Origin of the sequence: Trichocoleus sp. FACHB-591 (assembly GCF_014695845.1) — a bacterium.
GTDB lineage: Bacteria > Cyanobacteriota > Cyanobacteriia > FACHB-46 > FACHB-46 > Trichocoleus.
The window spans coordinates 1-18,146 of sequence record NZ_JACJPA010000031.1 but is presented as its reverse complement, the minus strand read 5'-3'; the positions used below and the strand labels follow the sequence as shown (position 1 = coordinate 18,146).

Genomic DNA, 18,146 nt, shown 5'->3' with positions numbered 1-18,146 from the left:
GTGAATTTATTTCTTCTGGCATAGACCTATCTGTTTCTTCAGGAGTAATCGTATGCCGACCATAGCAAGAGCAGGGGAGGCTGAAGCCAAATAGTGATGGGCAAGACACTGTATACCCCTTAAGTTTCAGCCTGTAGGCTATTGGCAAGCTAGGGATAGACTCTCTACCTTATTACAGTGGCGATAGGGAATTGAACTGTGGAAAAGATGCAACGTTCAGTGATCAAAGATGAACCTTTATGGTTTAAGAACGCGATCATCTATGAGGTGCCAGTTCGGGCTTTTGCTGACAGTAACGGGGATGGCATCGGGGACTTTCGAGGTCTGACGGAGAAATTAGACTATTTACAAGATTTGGGCACTACTGCCCTTTGGGTGCTGCCGTTCTTTCCCTCGCCACTCAAAGACGATGGCTACGACATTGCCGACTACACCAACGTCAATCCGATTTATGGCACGCTAGAAGACTTTCAGGAGTTTCTGGCCGCAGCCCATCAGCGGGGCATTCGGGTCATTATTGAGCTAATTGTTAATCATACTTCTGATCAGCATCCTTGGTTTCAGCGGGCGCGTCGCTCTCCAAAAGGTAGCGTAGAGCGAGACTTTTATGTATGGAGCGATACTCCAGAAAAATACCAGGAAGCTCGGATTATTTTCCAGGATTTTGAAACTTCTAACTGGGCTTGGGACCCGATCGCGAAATCTTACTATTGGCATCGTTTCTACTCCCACCAGCCTGACTTAAACTACGACAATCCAGCAGTACGGCAAGCCGTTTTCGAGGTGCTGGATTTCTGGCTCAGTATGGGGGTGGATGGCCTCCGGATGGATGCGGTACCCTATCTCTACGAGCGTGAAGGTACCAACTGTGAGAATTTGCCAGAAACCCATGACTTTCTGAAGCAAATGCGGCAGTATGTGGACGAAAGACATCCGAACCGGATGCTGCTAGCGGAAGCCAATCAATGGCCAGAAGATGCGGCGGCTTACTATGGCGACGGGGACGAGTGCCATATGAACTTCCACTTCCCCCTGATGCCGCGCTTGTTTATGTCATTGCGGATGGAAGATAGCTTCCCAATTATCGACATCTTGCATCAGACGCCGCCGATTCCAGATAACTGTCAGTGGGGATTATTTCTCCGTAACCATGATGAACTAACCCTGGAAATGGTGACGGACGAAGATCGCGACTATATGTATCGCGTCTATGCCCAAGATCGAGATATGCGAGTGAATTTGGGCATTCGCCGCCGCTTGGCTCCTTTGCTGGGGAACGATCGCCGTCAAATCGAATTGCTCAACAGCTTGCTTCTGGCCCTCCCCGGAACTCCGGTGCTATATTACGGAGACGAAATTGGCATGGGGGATAACGTCTATGTAGGCGATCGCAATGGCGTGCGAACTCCGATGCAATGGAGCGCCGATCGCAATGCTGGTTTTAGCCGTGCCAATCCGCATCGGATGTATTTGCCGATTATTGTCGAATCGGAGTACCACTACGAAGCTATCAACGTTGAGGCTCAGCGGGCTAACCCTAATTCCCTCTGGCATTGGATGAAGCGCTTAATTGCCACTCGCAAGCGCTACCAAGCCTTAGGGCGGGGTGGTTTTGAGCTGCTGCACCCAGATAATCGGAAGGTGTTGGCTTTCATTCGTACCTACGAAGACGAATCAATTTTGGTGATTGCCAATTTATCCCGCTTTGTGCAAACTGTAGAAATCGATCTCTCTGCCTTTCAAGGCATGATGCCTGTAGAGATCTTTGGTCGCACACAGTTCCCCCCAATTACGGAGTCCTCCTACTTCCTCAGCGTCGGGCCTTACGCTTTCTACTGGTTCACCTTGCAACCCCAACCCAGCGCCTTACAAGCACCAAAATCTCAAGCTGATCTACCGACATTGACGGTTCAGGGTGAGTGGCGGATGGTGTTATCCCAACGCGACTCACGGGATTATTTGGAATCGGTGCTAGCAAATTATCTCTATACCTGCCGCTGGTTTGTTGGTAAAGCACAAACGGTGCAATCGGTTCACATTAAAGAGGCGATCGCGATTCCTTTCCAAGACCGAGAAGCCCATCTCCTTTGCTTGCAAGTGCAGTATATCCAAGGAGAGTCAGAAACCTACTTACTTCCTCTGGGCTATGCAGAAGGAGACCAAGCAATCCATTTATTGGCCGATAATCCGCAACTAGTGGTAGCCCGCCTGCATATTACTGGCAAAGACGACATTGGCGTTTTATTTGATGCCACAGCCGACAAAAACTTCCTCACGGCTCTCTTAGATGCAGTAGCAAAAAATCATCGCTATCAGGGGACAGCCGGAGAACTGGCGGCTACACCAACCGATATCTTCTCTCCTTTAACGGCTGAGGCTGCTCCCCTAGAGCCGACGCTGATGAAAGGAGAGCACAACAATACCTCGATCATTTATGGCGATCGCTTGATTCTGAAGCTATTCCGTAAAGTTGAAGAGGGTATTAACCCGGATTTAGAAATTGGGATCTTTTTGGAAGAAAAGAAATGTCTAGAGCATTTTGCTTCGGTTGCAGGTGCTCTAGAGTATCGCCAACCCAATAAAGAACCCATGACTCTGGGCAGGTTGCAAGAATTTGTTCTGGATACCAGAAGCGGTTGGGATTACACCCTCGATAGCTTACGGGACTATTTCGATCATGCTCTGATTCAGCCAGAAGCAATCACGGAAATTTCAATTCCTTCAGGAACGCTGTTTGATTGGCAAAAAGCTACGGTGCCTGACTCTCACCTCAGCAAGATTGGTTCTTATCTGGCTAATGTCCAGCTCTTGGCTCAGCGGACCGCGGAACTGCACAGTGCTTTAGCTTCCGATCTGGAAAATGCTAGCTTTGCACCAGAACCCTTCTCCACATTCTATCAGCGCTCTATTTATCAATATGCGCGCAATTTGACCGGGAAAGTGTTCCGGTTGCTGAAGCAGAACTTAGGCACTTTATCCGCTGATGTTCAACCGCTGGCTCAGTCTGTTTGTGATCTCCAGGAGAAAGCGCTGGATAGCTTCCAACTCATTCTGAACCAAAAAATTACCGCGATGCGGACTCGCTGCCACGGAGATTATCATCTGGGGCAGGTGCTGTATACCGGGAAGGATTTCATCATTATTGATTTTGAGGGAGAACCGAATCGAACTCTGAGCGAACGCCGGATGAAGCGATCGCCTTTACGAGATGTGGCAGGGATACTCCAGTCCTTCTATTACGCCGCTAACCAAGCTCTCCGCAATGAAATTGAAGGTGGCTTGATTCATGCCGACAACCTAGCTCTTATGGAGCAGTGGACGGAGTTTTGGCACGGTTCTGTCAGTGCTACATTCCTCAACACCTACCTTGAAACTGCGGCCCATCATCCTTTCGTGCCTCAAACCGAGCAAGAGTTACAGGTGCTGTTGAATGCGTATCTTTTGGAGAAAGCAATCTACAGCCTCGGCCACGACCTCAACCACTACCCTGCCCAAGTAGAGATCTCCTTACAGCGATTGCTCCAGTTGATTAACGCTAGTTAGCAACTCATAGGGGCGAATGGCCGTTCGCCCCTACAGGGTTTCGTGTGAAAAAAGAGGGCGATCGCCTCTGTTCAACAGAAAAGCGATCGCCCTCTTTTTTATCTAATCTCTAACAAATCTCTAACAAAGAAATTGAACCAAAATTAGCGCTTATTAGAACGCTCTTTCTCGCGTAAAGCATCACCCGCAGAGTGCAGTAGCTCACTGAGAATTTGCCGAATTTGGCGCTCTTTTTTGGCTACGGCTGTCCCTGCATCTCCCAAGCGCTCCTCTAGCTGCGATCGCTTCTGCTCCACTTGCTCGGCCAACGCTTCAGCTTGAGGACGAGAGCGGTCATACCAGTTTTTGGCTTCGTCTAAATATCCTTGGATATCTTCGGTGCGTCCACCATAGCGAGCCGCTAAGTTAGCTCGAAGAATTGCTAGTTGTGCTTGGAGTTGAGCATAGCGTTTTTTCATCAAGGAGACTTCATCGCTATCTCGCAAGCTATCGACTGCGGATGTAATGGCTGTCTTAACCTTGGGTGAAGTCTCACCGTGGTCTGCTTCACCCACATCAACTAAGAGGCGATCGATTTCTTGTTGCAGTTCTGCCTCTTCGCTGTCTAATCTGGTTTCCAATTGCTTCATCTCCGATTGGGTTTGAGCGATCGAGCGGCGTCTTATCTCACTCACGCCCTCAATAGCGCCTTCCAGCGAAGCCGTTACTTCTTCCTTTAGCTCACCACCTTTTTCTTGAAAGGTTTCCACAACCGCAGAAATGGCATCTCTGACAATATCCCGAAGTTCACCAGAACCTTGCTTTACTTCAGAGCTAACTTGGGAAACTGCCGACTTGACAATGTCTCGGATGCGGTCCGATCGCACTTGTCCAGTAGATTTGACTTGTTGCAAATCTTGGGTAATTTTCTCTTTGATATTGCTAGGCATATTAAGCACTCATGTTGTAGGTAGGGGCTGTTTCAAGCTCACACTTGAAGCCAATAAAACTCGCACTGTAACAATCAAATAAGCTGGAGTATTGTTTGATCTTGTCGCAGCCGAGCTTAGATTGTTCACCCTCCTTAGACATAACCTGAACAGAACCTGAGTTGCCTCAGCGCCATTGCTCTGCCTAATTTACTTCACTGTAATTAACACTCCAGCACTTTCGTTGGCTAATCTATCGACAGCACAGAGAGCGTAGGTGCCAGTTGTAAGGATGACAGTTTTTGTGTCAGCAGGTAGGATTCGCTGCAATGTCCAAGTTTCTCCTGACTGTTGATAGAGGGTCCAAGATCGCACTGTACTATTGGCTGTGGTGCTCCAAGTGAGGGTACCGTTTTGCAATTTCAGGTTAATCGGGAGAGAGGGGCGATCGCTACTCAACCAGGTCATTGCAGGTGCTAAAGCAAGCTTGGTATAGAGGGCATTCTTGAAAGTGTCTGTAATGCCTAAACGATTGTCAAGCAAGGGTTTAGCGCTGAAAAAGATATTGCCCAAGGCTAATTGAGCTGCCATGCTGCGAGTGATGGCGATTTGCTGCTCTACCTCTGCAACAGGCCACTTGACGCTGTCTAATTTACTTAAGTGGTTGCCGATATAAATGTGCCGACGTTGGGAATTTTGCTCAGTCCACCACTGCAATAACATTGGATAACTCTGGGCGGGAGCATCAATGCGCCAATACAGTTGGGGGGCAAGATAGTCGGCCCAACCTTGTTGCATCCACTTTAAGGCATCGGCGTACAGGCGATCGTAGGCATCTAATCCTTGAGCCTTGGGAGGCTGTCCAGGGCGATAAATCCCAAAAGGGCTGATGCCAAATTTGACATGACGTTTCGTGGCTCGAATCCCGGTGGCAAGGCGCTGAATCAGTTGATTGACATTCTCCCGTCGCCAATCTCCCAAGGAGAGTGTACCGCCTTTTGCTTGGTACGCCTGATAGGTTTTCTCGTCTGGAAATGGCTGGTTTGCGATCGGATAAGGATAAAAATAGTCATCCAAATGTATCCCATCTACGTCATAGCGGCGAACTACGTCCAAAATCACGTTGTAAGACAAATCTTGGACTACTTTTGCTCCTGGGTCCATCCACAGCTCATCTCCATACGGTAGAACGGCTTCTGGATGCGTTACCGCAATATGGGGAGCAGCTAAAGATTTGTCTTGTCTATCGGTTCTAGCGCGGTAGGGATTGAACCAAGCATGAAACTCCATATTGCGCTGATGGCATTGCGCGATCGCAAACTCCAAAGGATCGTAGAACGGCTCTGGAGCTTTTCCTTGCGTCCCGGTCAACCAGCTACTCCAAGGCTCTAGCTGTGAAGCATATAGGGCATCTCCTTCTGGTCGCACTTGCAGAATCACCGCATTGATGTTCAACGCTTGGAACTGATCCAATAATCTGACAAACTCTGCCTTTTGTTGCTCTACAGATAGCTTTGAGGAAGAGGGCCAATCGCGGTTCCAAACTGATGTTACCCACACGCCGCGAAATTCCCTAGTATGAGACACAGCGGCGGTGCGCTGATAATTCACAATGTAGTTGGATGAAATGACGGGTGCTTGTCCCAAATACACCAGGGTCTGATAGAGCAAGGCGGCAACTTCTGCTCTGGTGGCAGCTTGGGCAGGATTCAGCCGCTTCAGGTCTGGGTAGTTGACGATCATCCCCGCACTGGTAGCCGCTGCGATCGCCTCAGTCGCATAGGCAGGAATTTGAGCTGCATCTTGATACACCGTTGATAGAGCCCCTTTGAGATCGGCCACAACCATTTTGTTGATGCCTAAGCCATTCACTAGGGAAACCAAAACCTGAGCCCGAATAATCTTTTCGTTCGGTTGAAACTGATTATTGGGATAGCCAGACAGAAACCCCGTTTCGTAAGTTTTCTGGATGGCTGCTCGCGCCCAGTGGGTAGTAGGCACATCAACAAACGGCACATAGGGACGAATGGCGGGCTTTGGAAAGGTCGCTTGCATCAATGCGGCAAACTCGGCCCGCGTGATGGATTGGTTGGGCCGAAAGGTACCATCCTCAAACCCTTTAATGATGTTACGGTGCGCCAAATTCTCAATAAAAGCGCGGGCCCAATGAGTTTGAATATCCGGGAAGCGAGCAGTCGTGTAAACCATCAGTAACCTCAATGTAAATGCAGCGACTGGTTTATATTTTTCCCAGGCCAAGCACACTCATTTGCACTCGGCCTAGAGCCAAATTAGTACTTCCCCCAAGCTGCCTGGCTGGTAGCGATTGCTAGCGCATCTATGAGCCGTAGATTGGTACGAGTTTAGCGCCAGAATATACATCTTCTGCACTACTACATCTAGAATCCCTTAAACTTGCTCCTGTTCCTGACAGTACCAAACCCTATCTCTTTGGCAGCAAAGCTTGATGAAATTCGAGATAGGTGATTTTCCTCTAGCTATTCAGTGATATCAACTAGTTTGGTAAGCGCGATCGCATCAGAACGAGTTGGTACGCATAACAATAGTTACACCAAATTTCCTTAACCTTGGCCTGAATAATTAATAACACTGTCGTACCACTTCCAGAGTAGCAGCTCTAGATTACAGAACATTGTCGTATAAAAAATAGTTTTGGGCTCGTTAAAACTTCAAAGTAGCTCATACAAGCTTTTTGGAATCAGCTCCACAAGCATTAGATAATGATGGATTTAGGCTAAGCCTAAGTATTTATAAGTACTTTAAAATTAATTTCCTAGTATATTTTTTTGATAAATCATACTTAGATGCTCTACTGCCTCCGTACAAGTCATGTCAATTTACATACAGAGACCTCTTTAGTAGTGCTCAGAGTAAAAAAATGAGCCGAGAAATACGTAGATAAAAGGTACTTTTGATACCTAAATTGATCTGTCTCTCAAGGGGTCTCAATCATCAACATTCACCCAATGAGAGCAATGAACTTCGTATCTAACCTTTGGAAAACCGGAACGGTTGCAGCTCTTGGTGCTCTTTTTTCGGCTGGCTTACCACTAGTAGTACGACCTGCGATCGCGAGCTATGCTCCGGAACAAGAACCCAACAATGATTTGTTTACAGAAGCCCAGAGCCTGGATTCCTTGTTTTCGCTCGATTGGGATGAAGACATTTTGAATTCTTTGGAAATCCCCCATGCCTCTATTTGGGGTAGTGGTTTTTCAGAGTGCATCACGCAAGATGAGTGCCTAGATGAATTCGACTTTTACTCATTCACAGTTCCTACAGGCAAGCGGACTTTTAGCTTCTTTGACATCGATCGCACAACTGGAGATCTAGACACTCAACTCTTTTTGTTCGATCGCCTACCAGATTTGACTTTACTCGCTTTCAACGACGATGCTTTAGCCAGTTTAGGAGCTAAGGGTAGTCAGGCAAGTTGCTCAATTTTTGATCCCAACTTCTCTTGTGATTCTTTTTTGGGATTCAACCTGAGTAACCCAGGCACTTACTACTTAGGTGTCAACTTTATTCCTCCCGCTACAGCAGGCCGAATAGAAGGTAACTACACATTGCATGTTTCCTTACGGACTGAAGACGTGCCTGCAAGTGTTCCTGAGCCTGCTTCTGGATTGGGGCTTCTCAGTGTAGGTGCTCTAGGTGCAAGAGCGATCCACAAGCGAAAGAAAGCTACTGGTCTAGACCAAGCTGCTTAAACTTCACCTAATACTGTGATTAGGTCAAAGGAGCGATCGCCTGTAGAAGCAATATCAGTAAGCGTTGAAGATACAGGTGTTAATAGTAACTTCACAAAGCTACTGGGCTTCTAAGGCCTAGTAATACCAAGAGGAACAGGCGATCGCCTAAGCAATTCAGTGACAACTAGTACAAAGTTTTAGTGAAAACTACGTAGGTACTTACATTATTACCTCTACGTAGTGCTTCAATCAGAAGTGATCGACCTCTACCTAAAGACGTAAGTATTTACCTCATCCATTCAGATCTATATGACTAGAGAAAGGAATATGTTTAACTTCCCTCTAGGCATCTGGCGAAGTTGCCTTCGGCTAACTTCCAAGATGCCTAGATTTAAAGGGAAACCGTTTAAGCACTTGCGGATTGCCATTCTATTTGCTCTGGCAATTTTTGCAGGTCAGGCGGTTTCATCTACTTTATCGGCTCAAACAGTTTCTGACTCGCTGCCACCACTAGTTTCGCTGAGTACGGTTCCAGTCCCCAAACCACCTAACATCAGTGAATACATCAAGAACGAAAAAGCAGCGATCGCTTTAGGAAAATCTCTATTTTGGGATATGCAGGTAGGAAGCGATGGCGTGTTAGCTTGTGCCTCTTGTCACTTTAGCGCTGGCGCAGACAACCGCTCCAAAAACCAAATCAACCCTGCTTTAATTGCTGGGGACAAAACCTATCAAATTGGTGGCGCACCTAACTACCAATTGCAGGTCAGTGACTTTCCCTTTCACAAACTGGCAAACCCCGATGACCGCAACTCAACGGTGCTAGCGGATGCCAACGATGTTTCCTCTTCTCAGGGAGCATTCAATGGGTTCCTAACCGAGGTGGTGCCCCGTAAATCAGCCGATGCAGGGACCGTTGAGACAGACAACGACTCCTTCGAAATACAGGGCATTAATGTACGTCGGGTAGAGCCTCGCAACAGCCCCACCGTCATCAATGCTGTTTTTAACTTCCGTAACTTCTGGGATGGTCGAGCGCAGCATGAATTCAACGGACAAAATCCATTTGGCGATCGCGATCCCAATGCGCGAGTTCTAAAAACATCAGGATCAAGTGCCGATTGGGTAAGAATCAGCATTAAGAATTCCAGCTTGGCTTCTCAGGCAGTTGGCCCACCGCTGAGCGGATTTGAGATGTCCTTCCAAAAGCGCGGATTCGCTCAATTGGCACGAAAAATGCTCTCCCTGCGTCCGCTCTCTAAGCAGCAAGTCAGTTCTACAGATAGTGCTCTAGGGTCTTCTAGCCGCTATCCTTTACCTGGCCTCAAGACCTCTACCTACGCCACCTTGATTCGCAATGTCTTTCAAGATGTGTGGTGGAACAACACCAATACGATCGTAGAGTTTGATGCCAACAATAATCCAGTCTTAAAACCTCATCCTGGAACTCCTTTGGCAAGTAATCAATTTACCCAAATGGAGTACAACTTCCCCCTCTTCTTTGGTTTGGCAGTCCAAGCTTATGAAGCGACTTTGGTCTCTGACCAAACTCCTTTTGACAAATATGCTGTCGGAACCACTAGCGCTCTGACTGCCCAACAGAAGCACGGCTTAGAACTCTTCGAGGGTAAGGCAAAGTGTATTAACTGTCATAGTGGTCCAGAGTTTACCAACGCTTCTGTAGCGAACGTCAAAAACCAGAAAATCGAACGGATGCGGATGGGCGACAACAACGTTGCTGTCTATGACAATGGCTTCTACAACATTGCTGTGCGACCCACTGGGGAAGACTTGGGTGTAGGTGGTACCGATCCATTTGGTAAGCCGCTATCGTTTAGCAAGCTGACTCAGCAAGAAGTGGCTGCGGGTGCGCCTGCTCCTGTCTTGGAGGGTATTCCTGAAGAAAACATTGAGGCAGCACCGCTAGACCCGAATGAGCGAACTGCCGTGAATGGAGCCTTCAAAACTCCAACGCTGCGTAACGTGGAACTCACTGGGCCTTACTTCCACAACGGCGGTCAGCTCACTCTACGTCAAGTGGTAGAATTCTATAACCGAGGCGGAGACTTCCACGAAGCCAATATCAATGACTTGGATCCCGATATCGTGAATCTGGGTCTAACTGAAACAGAAAAGGATGATTTGGTCGCTTTCATGAAAGCGCTGACAGATGAGCGAGTTCGCAACCGCAAGGCACCTTTTGATCATCCTCAACTGTTCATTCCCAATGGTCATCCCGGTGATACTCAGTCTGTTACTAATGATGGCACTGGCAATGCAACGGATAGCTTGCTCAATATCCCTGCGGTGGGAGCTAACGGTGGTAAGCCATTACCCTACTTCTTGAATGTTTCACCAATGGCTAATTTGACCCCTACAACAACCACATCAACTACCAGTACTAATTCACTGGAGGGCAGCATCACTCAACAAGATTGCCCAGCAGGCACCACGTTAAAGTTCATCTCTGGTGGCTATGCCTGTATGTAAGCGATCGCTGTAATCCAGATCAAGCCGTTCTCCTAGCTTTGCCTAGCTTCCTGTGAGAAGCTAGGTTTTTTATTGGCCCCGGAGGGTGTACAGCATCACCGCCAAAGCTCCTACCCCTAAAATAATCATTAGACCCGCAGGCATAAATTTGCGAGTTTTGGTCCAGCGTCCCACAAACACAATGATGAGTAGAGCAGTAATCGCAGCGGCTAAAGGCAAGCCCCAAGCGTATCCTTGCAGTTGTAGCACTGCCGCACCGATTAGCAACAGGCCACTGATGCTACCAGAAATGAGGGATGCTTTACTTTGAACTTGGAGGAAGCCCACGATTCCCCCGATAATAGCTAAAGTTCCGTAGGCGATCGCGGCCAAAATACCTGGGTTAATCACAGCTGATTCCATAAGGTCAATTCCCTGGCTATCAGGGCTGAAGTTTGTACACTTAGTCCAGAGATTAACGGACGATCGCGCATTCCTCAAGTAAACTACCTGATTCATTCATGGATGCCCAAACTGTTGCTTCAGTTCAATTTATCCAACGTCAAGCCGCGTCCCTCCTGCTCTACCAATTTTTATTTGAGGAGGAAGTCGGTCGGCGGTTTGTGGAACTGTTGCAAGCCCTACGCCACACGGATGTAGACGGGTTGGCTTGCGTGCAAGCTTATGGGCGCTGGTTTCAATCTTTGGCCGCGAGCAATCAAGGCTGGCAAGAATACCTGCTGATGCAACTCCTCAAGGCTGATAATCCCTTCTCGCGGCGCGTGCAGCAAACGGAATTAACCGAACTACCTCCGGCTTTAGTCACAGCGGCGCGGCATGACTTGCGGGTGCTGCAAACGCTGTATGGCTGCACGAGCTATCGCTTGAGCCAATGGGTGCAAGTAATAGCCCAACTGCCTGCGGCTCCAGTTTCCTGGGTAGATGACTTGACCTGCTTTAGCCCCGCGATCGCGCTGCATACGGATGAAACCATGCAGGAGCAACTGCTGATCACTAAGCTGCAAACGATGGATGATTGGTCGGATGCCTTGGAAGATTTGGCGGCCTATTACCAACGTTTTGGCACTGGCTTCTTCGCGGAATATTGCGCCTGTCGCTGGCAAGCTGGAAAGTTAGCAGGAATTGCTCACCCTGACCCCATTCGGCTCACTGATCTAGTGGGCTATGAGGCGGCACGGGAAGCTTTAATGAAAAACACCGCCTTTTTGTTGTCTGGTTACCCAGCGTTGCATGTGTTGCTCTATGGCAGTCGTGGTTCTGGGAAGTCGTCCCTAGTAAAGGCGTTGTTGAATGAGTACAGTGACTTGGGGTTGCGCTTGATTGAAGTCGCCAAGTCTGACCTAAAAGAGCTGCCTGTGATCGTGGAGCAACTGCGGAATTTGCCTCAGAAGTTCATTGTTTTTGTGGATGATCTGTCGTTTGAAGAAGATGATGATGCTTTCAAATCCTTAAAGGTCGTGCTGGAAGGCAACTTGACGGCTCGAGCACAAAATGTTGTCGTTTATGCCACATCCAACCGACGGCATTTGGTGCGCGAGTTCTTTGGCGATCGCCCCCGACCGAAGGATAGTGACGAAATCCACAATTGGGATACGGTGCAGGAGAAGCTATCTTTTAGCGATCGCTTTGGCCTAACTCTAACCTTTGAGCCTGCTAACCAGGATGTGTATTTGCAGATGGTGCGACACCTCGCGGTTCAGGCAGGAATTGCCATCAGTCGCGAAGAGTTGGAGTTCCAAGCCTTGCAATGGGCGACGCGCCACAATGGTCGTTCTGGCCGTACCGCTCGACAATTTATCGACTTCTTGCAAGCAGATTTGGCGCTTTCTAGCTGACTTGGGAGACCCCTCCCCAGCTCCTCTTCGCGTCGGGGAAGGGTTTCATGCTCTAAAAACGATAACCCGCTCCTACCTGCACTCTCACAGGAGGATTGGTATCAGCGCGATCGCGGTTGAGCCTCAATTTGGCATCTCCGTAAATCACAATGCCATCACTCACGGCTGCTTCTACGCCTGTAGTCAGGACGATGCCATTGCGATCGCCTAGAGGTGTGGCTTGTTCTGGCGTTTTGACGAAGGTATATCCTGCTCCTGCATAAACGTTGGTGTTGCCGCTCACGGCGAGGTCGTAGGAGAGCATTGGCATCACGGCCTTGACTTCTTTATCTACTAAAAAGACGGACCCTCTTGCCGAGATTTTGCTGTTGGGCAAATCCAAGCGGCCTTGAAACTGATTTTCGATCCCGACGTTGGAGTTGTCAGTAGGCTCTTGCCAAAGCTCTGATGGAGACCAAGTAGGGCTACCATCCCAGGTTCCTGGCTCCATGAAGGATTGCAGCATTTCGTTGGTTTTGCTGCTATCAACCGTCACACCAACGTAGCTACCCTGCATCCCTTGAGGCTGAGCGCTGGCAGACTGAGCTAACAAAATGCTGGGGGCGATCGCTAAACCAAAGCAAATCAGGGAAGGGAAGGGCAAACCTAAAACTGATTTCATAAGGTTTCGACTAAAAGCTACGTCATGTTATGTCATCCCTTACAGGGTAGCGCTGATTGCTTCAGGAAAGTTACTAAGGGGGCGATCGCAGTTACTGAACTCTGTTTACTGGAAGATAAAGTACATGAGGTTTACGTGCGTTCACAGGTTGAGGGTCGCCAAGCACTAGCCTCTGCTGTTCTAGGTCAATCACAATCTGGGTTTTACTAGGATAATATTGCTGTACGAAGTTAATGAAGTCGTCTATAGTACAAGGCTTATTACTTCCCCCCCATGAAATTATGATGAAATTGCTCATGAACTTCACAGGCTAGAGTAACTAAGTTGTTCTCAACATCTGCTAGGTGGGGGTATTCATTTTGTGAATATAGGTGATGAGCCGCTAACTTTAAGTTATTAACACGAGTTTTCTTATCTCCAGTGACTCTACATGTTTGAGAATCCCGCTTTTTGACCTTATCCATTGTTGTCTGGATACGCTTATCCCGTTGTTGAATTTTAGTGACAATATCCTCTATTTGAGGCTTAACTACGTCACCCACATCCCAACACCATTCCTGACGATTTTTCTTCGACAAATTCTCTTTGAAGGCTTGAGCTAATTTGTAAATGCCTGACAAGGAGAAATGCTGACTACCTCCATCGAGAAAATCATCAAAATCTTGACCCTCGATTAGAGAGTGTTCGGTACGCTTGGCATATTCTGCCATCTTGCTCAAATAATCCAACCGAGTGCCGAAGATGGCCACAACATCAGCTTTTGAAACCCAGAACTGGTCTCTACGCTTAACTAAGGATGAGCAGTTATCTAAAATCTTTTTTCTAATAAAAGCTCTACGCAAATCTTTTTTAGCATGCGTAAACCACTCTTTGAGAATATCCCAAAAACTCTTTTTTCTGGTCAACTCTAGATAGCGAGCTAGGGTATAGGCACCAGATAGAGTGTAGTCTCGCAAGCCATTGGATTTGTTGACTACTTTGTAGTCTTTACCTTCGATCAACTCCCACTCGTCATCTGGAATCGAATCAAAAAATCTTTCAGTATCTATTAGTTCTTGATCACTAATCTTTAGCGTTTTAAGCAGGTCTTGGGATGTAATATAGATTTCTGCCATCTTCTAAAACTTCTCTGTAAGGCTTTTGTAAAAAACAGTCAAGCGATTAAAAATTTGAGCATCCCCAGTTTTGGTGTTATCTGGGTGGTAAATCTTGCTTAGGTCTCTATAAGAAGCCTTAATCTCTTCAGTCTTGGCTGTTTTAGGATCTAAACCAAAAGCATTCCACGGCAGGTCATACTTAAGGATATTAATCCCGTTAACACATCCGTATCCCTGCTCGTTTTCCTCACCTGGTAAGACTCCAATTAGCTTACGGTAAAGGTCTTCCCAACCTGCCTTTTTGCTGAGGTCGAGTTTATCCATACCACTTGTCGCCATTTGAAAAGTGCCAGACTTCTTCAGAGCCGTTGTATCCTTAACGCTGAAGTGTTGATAAATCGCTTGCTTGAGTTCAGGTAGAGAAAGTCCTTTAGTTTTGGTGACTTTTTTCTCGCCTTTAGTTGGCTCTTTTTTGCCTTTTGCTGGTTCCTTCTCAAGTGTAAACAGAGCAAATTCTCTGAGAACTGCCCCACTGTATCCGTACTTTTCAACTAACCGTTGAATTTCGGATTCCACTCTTTTGGTGAGTTGTTTCTTGGCCATTGTATTTATTCCTGTAAGGAATCAAACCAACATTACGCAATAACACTGGTAGTCTGGATGATGAAGCTCGATCTGTATTTCTGCACGATTAGAAATATGCGCCATAGTTAAGTGTTCCCCTCATCAGTTCAAAAAACTGGTGGTTCTGGATAAAGTTTTTAAGAAGAGAGTGGCTGAATATATGAAGAAGCAATCGCCCTTGTTCCGTATCAAGCGATCGCCCTTTCTTCAATTAAGCGAATATAGAAAATAAGTACTGATCGCGAGACGTAGGGAAAATTGATGAGTCACCTACAAACCAAACTGCCAACCGATACCTGGGTTGCTGCCTCTTGGGAGGATTATTTGCAGGCGATCGCAGATCCTGCTTACGCAACAGGGAGAGGTTACTACTACAACGGCCACATGAGGATAGAAATGCTGCCAGTCGGTCACGATCACGCTGCTGCTGATTCCGCGATCGCCCTAGTAGTCAATCTCTTTGGGATTACCAAAAACATTGCCCTCAAGAGCCTCAACAACTGCACCTATCGCAAAGCCCACCACCAAGAATGCCAGCCTGATATTTCTTACTACATTGGGCCACAAGCTCAAGCAATTCCTTGGGGTACCAACATCATTGACCTAGACCGCTATCCCGCCCCCGATTTAGTCATCGAAGTTTCGAGCACTACCTTACTCGCCGATCAAGGAGCCAAGCGCTTACTCTACGAAGACTTAGCCGTAAAAGAATACTGGATTGTAGATGTCCAGCAGGGGCAGATTCTCGCCTTTGCCATGCTGCCCGCCGATCCGCAAGGTGGCATGGCTGAGCAAGGAAGTCGGCGAATTCGCGAATCGCAAGTTTTACCGAGCTTAGCTATATCCGTTTTAGAAGAGGCATTGCAACGCAGTCGGCAGATGGACCAGTCTCAAGTAGGGGCTTGGTTACTGGCTCAGTTTCAGTAATGGGGGCGATCGCACGTACAATCAATGGGCATAAGGTTTGAAGGACTATCGAGATACTGCCTCCATGTGCCAACTGTTGGGAATGAACTGCAACGTACCCACCGACATCTGCTTTTCATTTGAAGGCTTCTCGGCACGGGGTGGCAAAACGGATGAACACCAAGATGGCTGGGGAATTGCCTTCTTTGAGGGGTTAGGATGCCGTTTATTTCTCGATGAAAAACCCTCCTCCACCTCCCCCATAGCCGAGCTAGTGCGGCAATATCCGATCAAATCTACTCATGTGATTGCCCATATCCGCAAAGCAACGTTTGGGGGAGTGGCGCTGGAAAACTGCCATCCCTTCCGGCGGGAACTGTGGGGGCGCTACTGGATCTTTGCCCACAATGGCGACTTGCCCGACTTTTACCCAGAAAGCAATGGCTTTTACCGTCCGGTAGGACAGACCGACAGTGAACGAGCTTTTTGCTTGATCATGAATACTTTGCGGCAAGCCTTCCCAGAAGATAAACCGCCCCTAGAACAACTTTATCCAGTCTTGGCCGAAGTCACTCGCGCGATCGCCCAGCAAGGCAGCTTCAACTACTTGCTTTCTGATGGCGAACACTTCTTTGCCCACTGTTCTACCAAGCTCTGCTACATCGTGCGTCAGGCTCCCTTTGCCGCAGCCCATCTAATTGATGCTGACCTCACCGTTGATTTTCAGGAACTGACTACCCCCCGCGATCGCGTTGCTATTATTGCCACCGTGCCGCTCACCGATAATGAAGTTTGGACACCTTTTCAACCCGGAGAGCTACTTGTCTTTCGGGATGGCTTACCGCTGAAACCAGAGACAGCTACCAACTCAACTGGCGATCGCCCAAGTTAACCCAGCCCAGGTTAGTCCAGTTTTAAGAGTGTGTAATTGCGCGATCGTAAACTTTGGTTTCAATGTCATGAAACCGATAAAATCCGAGTACTCTGTTAATAGAAGCTAATTAGCTTCTGAGACGAGTAAATCGTTACGTTGCACGTCAAGAGGAGGTTAAAAATTAATTCCTCATCCTGTTTGCTGGACCAAATTACCGCTACATTTAAACTGGTTCTTGGTATTTCCTCTCCACTTTAATCGGGAGCTCTGTTGCTGATAGTTTCACTGAAATTTACGCTTCAATGAAGTCTTGCATCAGCCCAACTCCAAGTAACCTCAACCTATTTGGGGAAGTCAATCACAAGAATCGTTCTGGGTCGTAAGTAGTCCAGTTTCCGATCGATGCAGATTACAAGTAAGTTCCTTTGTGAATTTATCGACCGAAATTACAACAGCATCCAATTCTGTTTCTCATATCTCCCTTCTGGATTAAAAGAGAGCCTTGTTGCTGACACCTTTGTCAGAAAGATTTAGTTTAAATCTTTTTCAGCACAACTCTAGGCAAGCTCATCGTATTGGAGGAGATTATTGTAAGGAACGATTCTGGGTGCTGTTGTTGTTTGTTGATTTAAAGAATGGAATTAAGTGCTTTATTAGCTAATTTCCTAGTTCGAGATATTGCAGCTACGGCAATCACCTTTGCGATCGCCCTCAGTTGGCTCAAGCTAGTCAATACGCTAGCCCAACGAGGCTGGCTAGAACAAAAACTTAGCCGCAAAATTATTCATATTGGGACAGGGCCGTTGTTTGTCCTCTGCTGGCATCTCTACAGCGAGCAGGCGAGCGCTCGGTATTTTGCGGCTCTGGTACCCCTCGCAATCACCCTTCAGTTTTTAGCGATTGGCACCCAATTGATTGCCGATCCTGCTGCTGTTCAAGCCATGACCCGTGAGGGCAAGCCCGCCGAAATTTTGCGGGGACCACTGTATTACGGCATTGCTTTCATTCTCTGCACAGTGTTGTTCTGGCGCAACTCCCCTATCGGAATTCTGGCTTTAATGCTGATGTGTGGCGGTGATGGCTTAGCAGATATTGTGGGGCGACGACTAGGCAAACACAAGTTACCCTTTAGCTCTCATAAAAGCTGGGCAGGCTCAACAGCCATGTTTTTGGGCAGTTTTGGTTTTGGCTTGGGATTTCTGATGCTCTTCAATCACTTGGGCCACTTTCAACTACCTCTCAATTTTGCGAGTACCACAGGTGCAGTGGCAGCGATCGCGTTTGTGGCAACTCTCGTAGAAGCTCTACCATTCTCAGACATCGACAACATCACGCTGGTAGGGGTGGCGATCGCAATGGGATTGTGGCTGTTGTAGCATTCTCAGGACTTACGCAGAGACAGACATAAACTAGAGGCATGAGCTTCACCAAACTGGATTACTGCCAGTACTTACTAAGCAGTCCGATTAACTACACGATGACGAACTTGGCTGAC

13 protein-coding genes are annotated in these 18,146 nt (G+C 47.6%); 7 read left to right on the top strand and 6 right to left on the bottom strand.

What is annotated here, in order from left to right; genetic code table 11:
• Nucleotides 1-207 precede the first annotated feature (207 nt).
• Nucleotides 208-3,543, top strand: a complete 3,336-nt coding sequence (treS, locus tag H6F90_RS04960) for a maltose alpha-D-glucosyltransferase (RefSeq protein WP_190550768.1) — start codon at nucleotides 208-210, stop codon at nucleotides 3,541-3,543.
• Between the two features lie 143 nt (nucleotides 3,544-3,686).
• Here treS and H6F90_RS04955 read toward each other — a convergent pair whose 3' ends face one another.
• On the bottom strand, nucleotides 3,687-4,472 hold the full coding sequence (locus tag H6F90_RS04955; protein WP_190437483.1) for a histidine kinase: 786 nt from the start codon (nucleotides 4,470-4,472) through the stop codon (nucleotides 3,687-3,689).
• 189 nt (nucleotides 4,473-4,661) lie between these two features.
• Nucleotides 4,662-6,659 carry a family 10 glycosylhydrolase gene (locus H6F90_RS04950; RefSeq protein WP_190550766.1) on the bottom strand — a complete coding sequence of 666 codons (1,998 nt, stop codon included), beginning with the start codon at nucleotides 6,657-6,659 and terminating at the stop codon, nucleotides 4,662-4,664.
• 788 nt (nucleotides 6,660-7,447) lie between these two features.
• Here H6F90_RS04950 and H6F90_RS04945 point away from each other — a divergent pair.
• Both H6F90_RS04945 and H6F90_RS04940 read left to right on the top strand, forming a co-directional pair.
• Entirely contained in the window at nucleotides 7,448-8,182 is a 735-nt protein-coding gene (locus H6F90_RS04945) for a PPC domain-containing protein (RefSeq protein WP_190550764.1), read from the top strand.
• Nucleotides 8,183-8,545: 363 nt separating this feature from the next.
• Nucleotides 8,546-10,654, top strand: a complete 2,109-nt coding sequence (locus H6F90_RS04940) for a cytochrome-c peroxidase (protein ID WP_242024338.1) — start codon at nucleotides 8,546-8,548, stop codon at nucleotides 10,652-10,654.
• Nucleotides 10,655-10,723: 69 nt separating this feature from the next.
• Here the strand turns inward: H6F90_RS04940 and H6F90_RS04935 are convergent, their stop codons facing one another.
• Nucleotides 10,724-11,056, bottom strand: a complete 333-nt coding sequence (locus H6F90_RS04935; protein WP_199295732.1) for a TMEM14 family protein — start codon at nucleotides 11,054-11,056, stop codon at nucleotides 10,724-10,726.
• Between the two features lie 98 nt (nucleotides 11,057-11,154).
• Between H6F90_RS04935 and H6F90_RS04930 the strand changes: the two genes are divergently transcribed.
• The gene (locus tag H6F90_RS04930) at nucleotides 11,155-12,489 is read left to right on the top strand and encodes an ATP-binding protein (RefSeq protein WP_190550761.1); all 1,335 of its coding nucleotides are present in this window, start codon (nucleotides 11,155-11,157) and stop codon (nucleotides 12,487-12,489) included.
• A gap of 52 nt (nucleotides 12,490-12,541) precedes the next feature.
• Here the strand turns inward: H6F90_RS04930 and H6F90_RS04925 are convergent, their stop codons facing one another.
• From H6F90_RS04925 to H6F90_RS04915, 3 genes are all read right to left on the bottom strand, one after another.
• Entirely contained in the window at nucleotides 12,542-13,150 is a 609-nt protein-coding gene (locus H6F90_RS04925) for an outer membrane beta-barrel protein (protein ID WP_190550759.1), read from the bottom strand.
• A gap of 260 nt (nucleotides 13,151-13,410) precedes the next feature.
• Nucleotides 13,411-14,265, bottom strand: coding sequence for a hypothetical protein (locus H6F90_RS04920; RefSeq protein ID WP_199295731.1), 855 nt, complete (start codon nucleotides 14,263-14,265; stop codon nucleotides 13,411-13,413).
• Between the two features lie 3 nt (nucleotides 14,266-14,268).
• Nucleotides 14,269-14,850 (bottom strand): J domain-containing protein, encoded by a 582-nt coding sequence (locus tag H6F90_RS04915; protein WP_190550757.1) that lies wholly within the window; start codon nucleotides 14,848-14,850, stop codon nucleotides 14,269-14,271.
• A 282-nt stretch (nucleotides 14,851-15,132) separates the two neighbouring features.
• Between H6F90_RS04915 and H6F90_RS04910 the strand changes: the two genes are divergently transcribed.
• From H6F90_RS04910 to H6F90_RS04900, 3 genes are all read left to right on the top strand, one after another.
• The gene (locus H6F90_RS04910) at nucleotides 15,133-15,798 is read left to right on the top strand and encodes a Uma2 family endonuclease (protein ID WP_190550754.1); all 666 of its coding nucleotides are present in this window, start codon (nucleotides 15,133-15,135) and stop codon (nucleotides 15,796-15,798) included.
• Between the two features lie 37 nt (nucleotides 15,799-15,835).
• Nucleotides 15,836-16,669 carry a class II glutamine amidotransferase gene (locus tag H6F90_RS04905; RefSeq protein ID WP_242024337.1) on the top strand — a complete coding sequence of 278 codons (834 nt, stop codon included), beginning with the start codon at nucleotides 15,836-15,838 and terminating at the stop codon, nucleotides 16,667-16,669.
• A gap of 617 nt (nucleotides 16,670-17,286) precedes the next feature.
• Nucleotides 17,287-18,027 carry a diacylglycerol/polyprenol kinase family protein gene (locus H6F90_RS04900; RefSeq protein WP_190550752.1) on the top strand — a complete coding sequence of 247 codons (741 nt, stop codon included), beginning with the start codon at nucleotides 17,287-17,289 and terminating at the stop codon, nucleotides 18,025-18,027.
• Nucleotides 18,028-18,146 lie beyond the last annotated feature (119 nt).

Coding starts and splice junctions, on each gene's coding strand:
- H6F90_RS04930 (WP_190550761.1), top strand. CDS start 11,155: ATGGATGCCCAAACTGTTGCTTCAGTTCAATTTATCCAACGTCAAGCC.
- H6F90_RS04915 (WP_190550757.1), bottom strand. CDS start 14,850: ATGGCCAAGAAACAACTCACCAAAAGAGTGGAATCCGAAATTCAACGG.
- H6F90_RS04955 (WP_190437483.1), bottom strand. CDS start 4,472: ATGCCTAGCAATATCAAAGAGAAAATTACCCAAGATTTGCAACAAGTC.
- treS (WP_190550768.1), top strand. CDS start 208: ATGCAACGTTCAGTGATCAAAGATGAACCTTTATGGTTTAAGAACGCG.
- H6F90_RS04935 (WP_199295732.1), bottom strand. CDS start 11,056: ATGGAATCAGCTGTGATTAACCCAGGTATTTTGGCCGCGATCGCCTAC.
- H6F90_RS04950 (WP_190550766.1), bottom strand. CDS start 6,659: ATGGTTTACACGACTGCTCGCTTCCCGGATATTCAAACTCATTGGGCC.
- H6F90_RS04920 (WP_199295731.1), bottom strand. CDS start 14,265: ATGGCAGAAATCTATATTACATCCCAAGACCTGCTTAAAACGCTAAAG.
- H6F90_RS04900 (WP_190550752.1), top strand. CDS start 17,287: ATGGAATTAAGTGCTTTATTAGCTAATTTCCTAGTTCGAGATATTGCA.
- H6F90_RS04945 (WP_190550764.1), top strand. CDS start 7,448: ATGAACTTCGTATCTAACCTTTGGAAAACCGGAACGGTTGCAGCTCTT.
- H6F90_RS04925 (WP_190550759.1), bottom strand. CDS start 13,150: ATGAAATCAGTTTTAGGTTTGCCCTTCCCTTCCCTGATTTGCTTTGGT.
- H6F90_RS04910 (WP_190550754.1), top strand. CDS start 15,133: ATGAGTCACCTACAAACCAAACTGCCAACCGATACCTGGGTTGCTGCC.
- H6F90_RS04940 (WP_242024338.1), top strand. CDS start 8,546: ATGCCTAGATTTAAAGGGAAACCGTTTAAGCACTTGCGGATTGCCATT.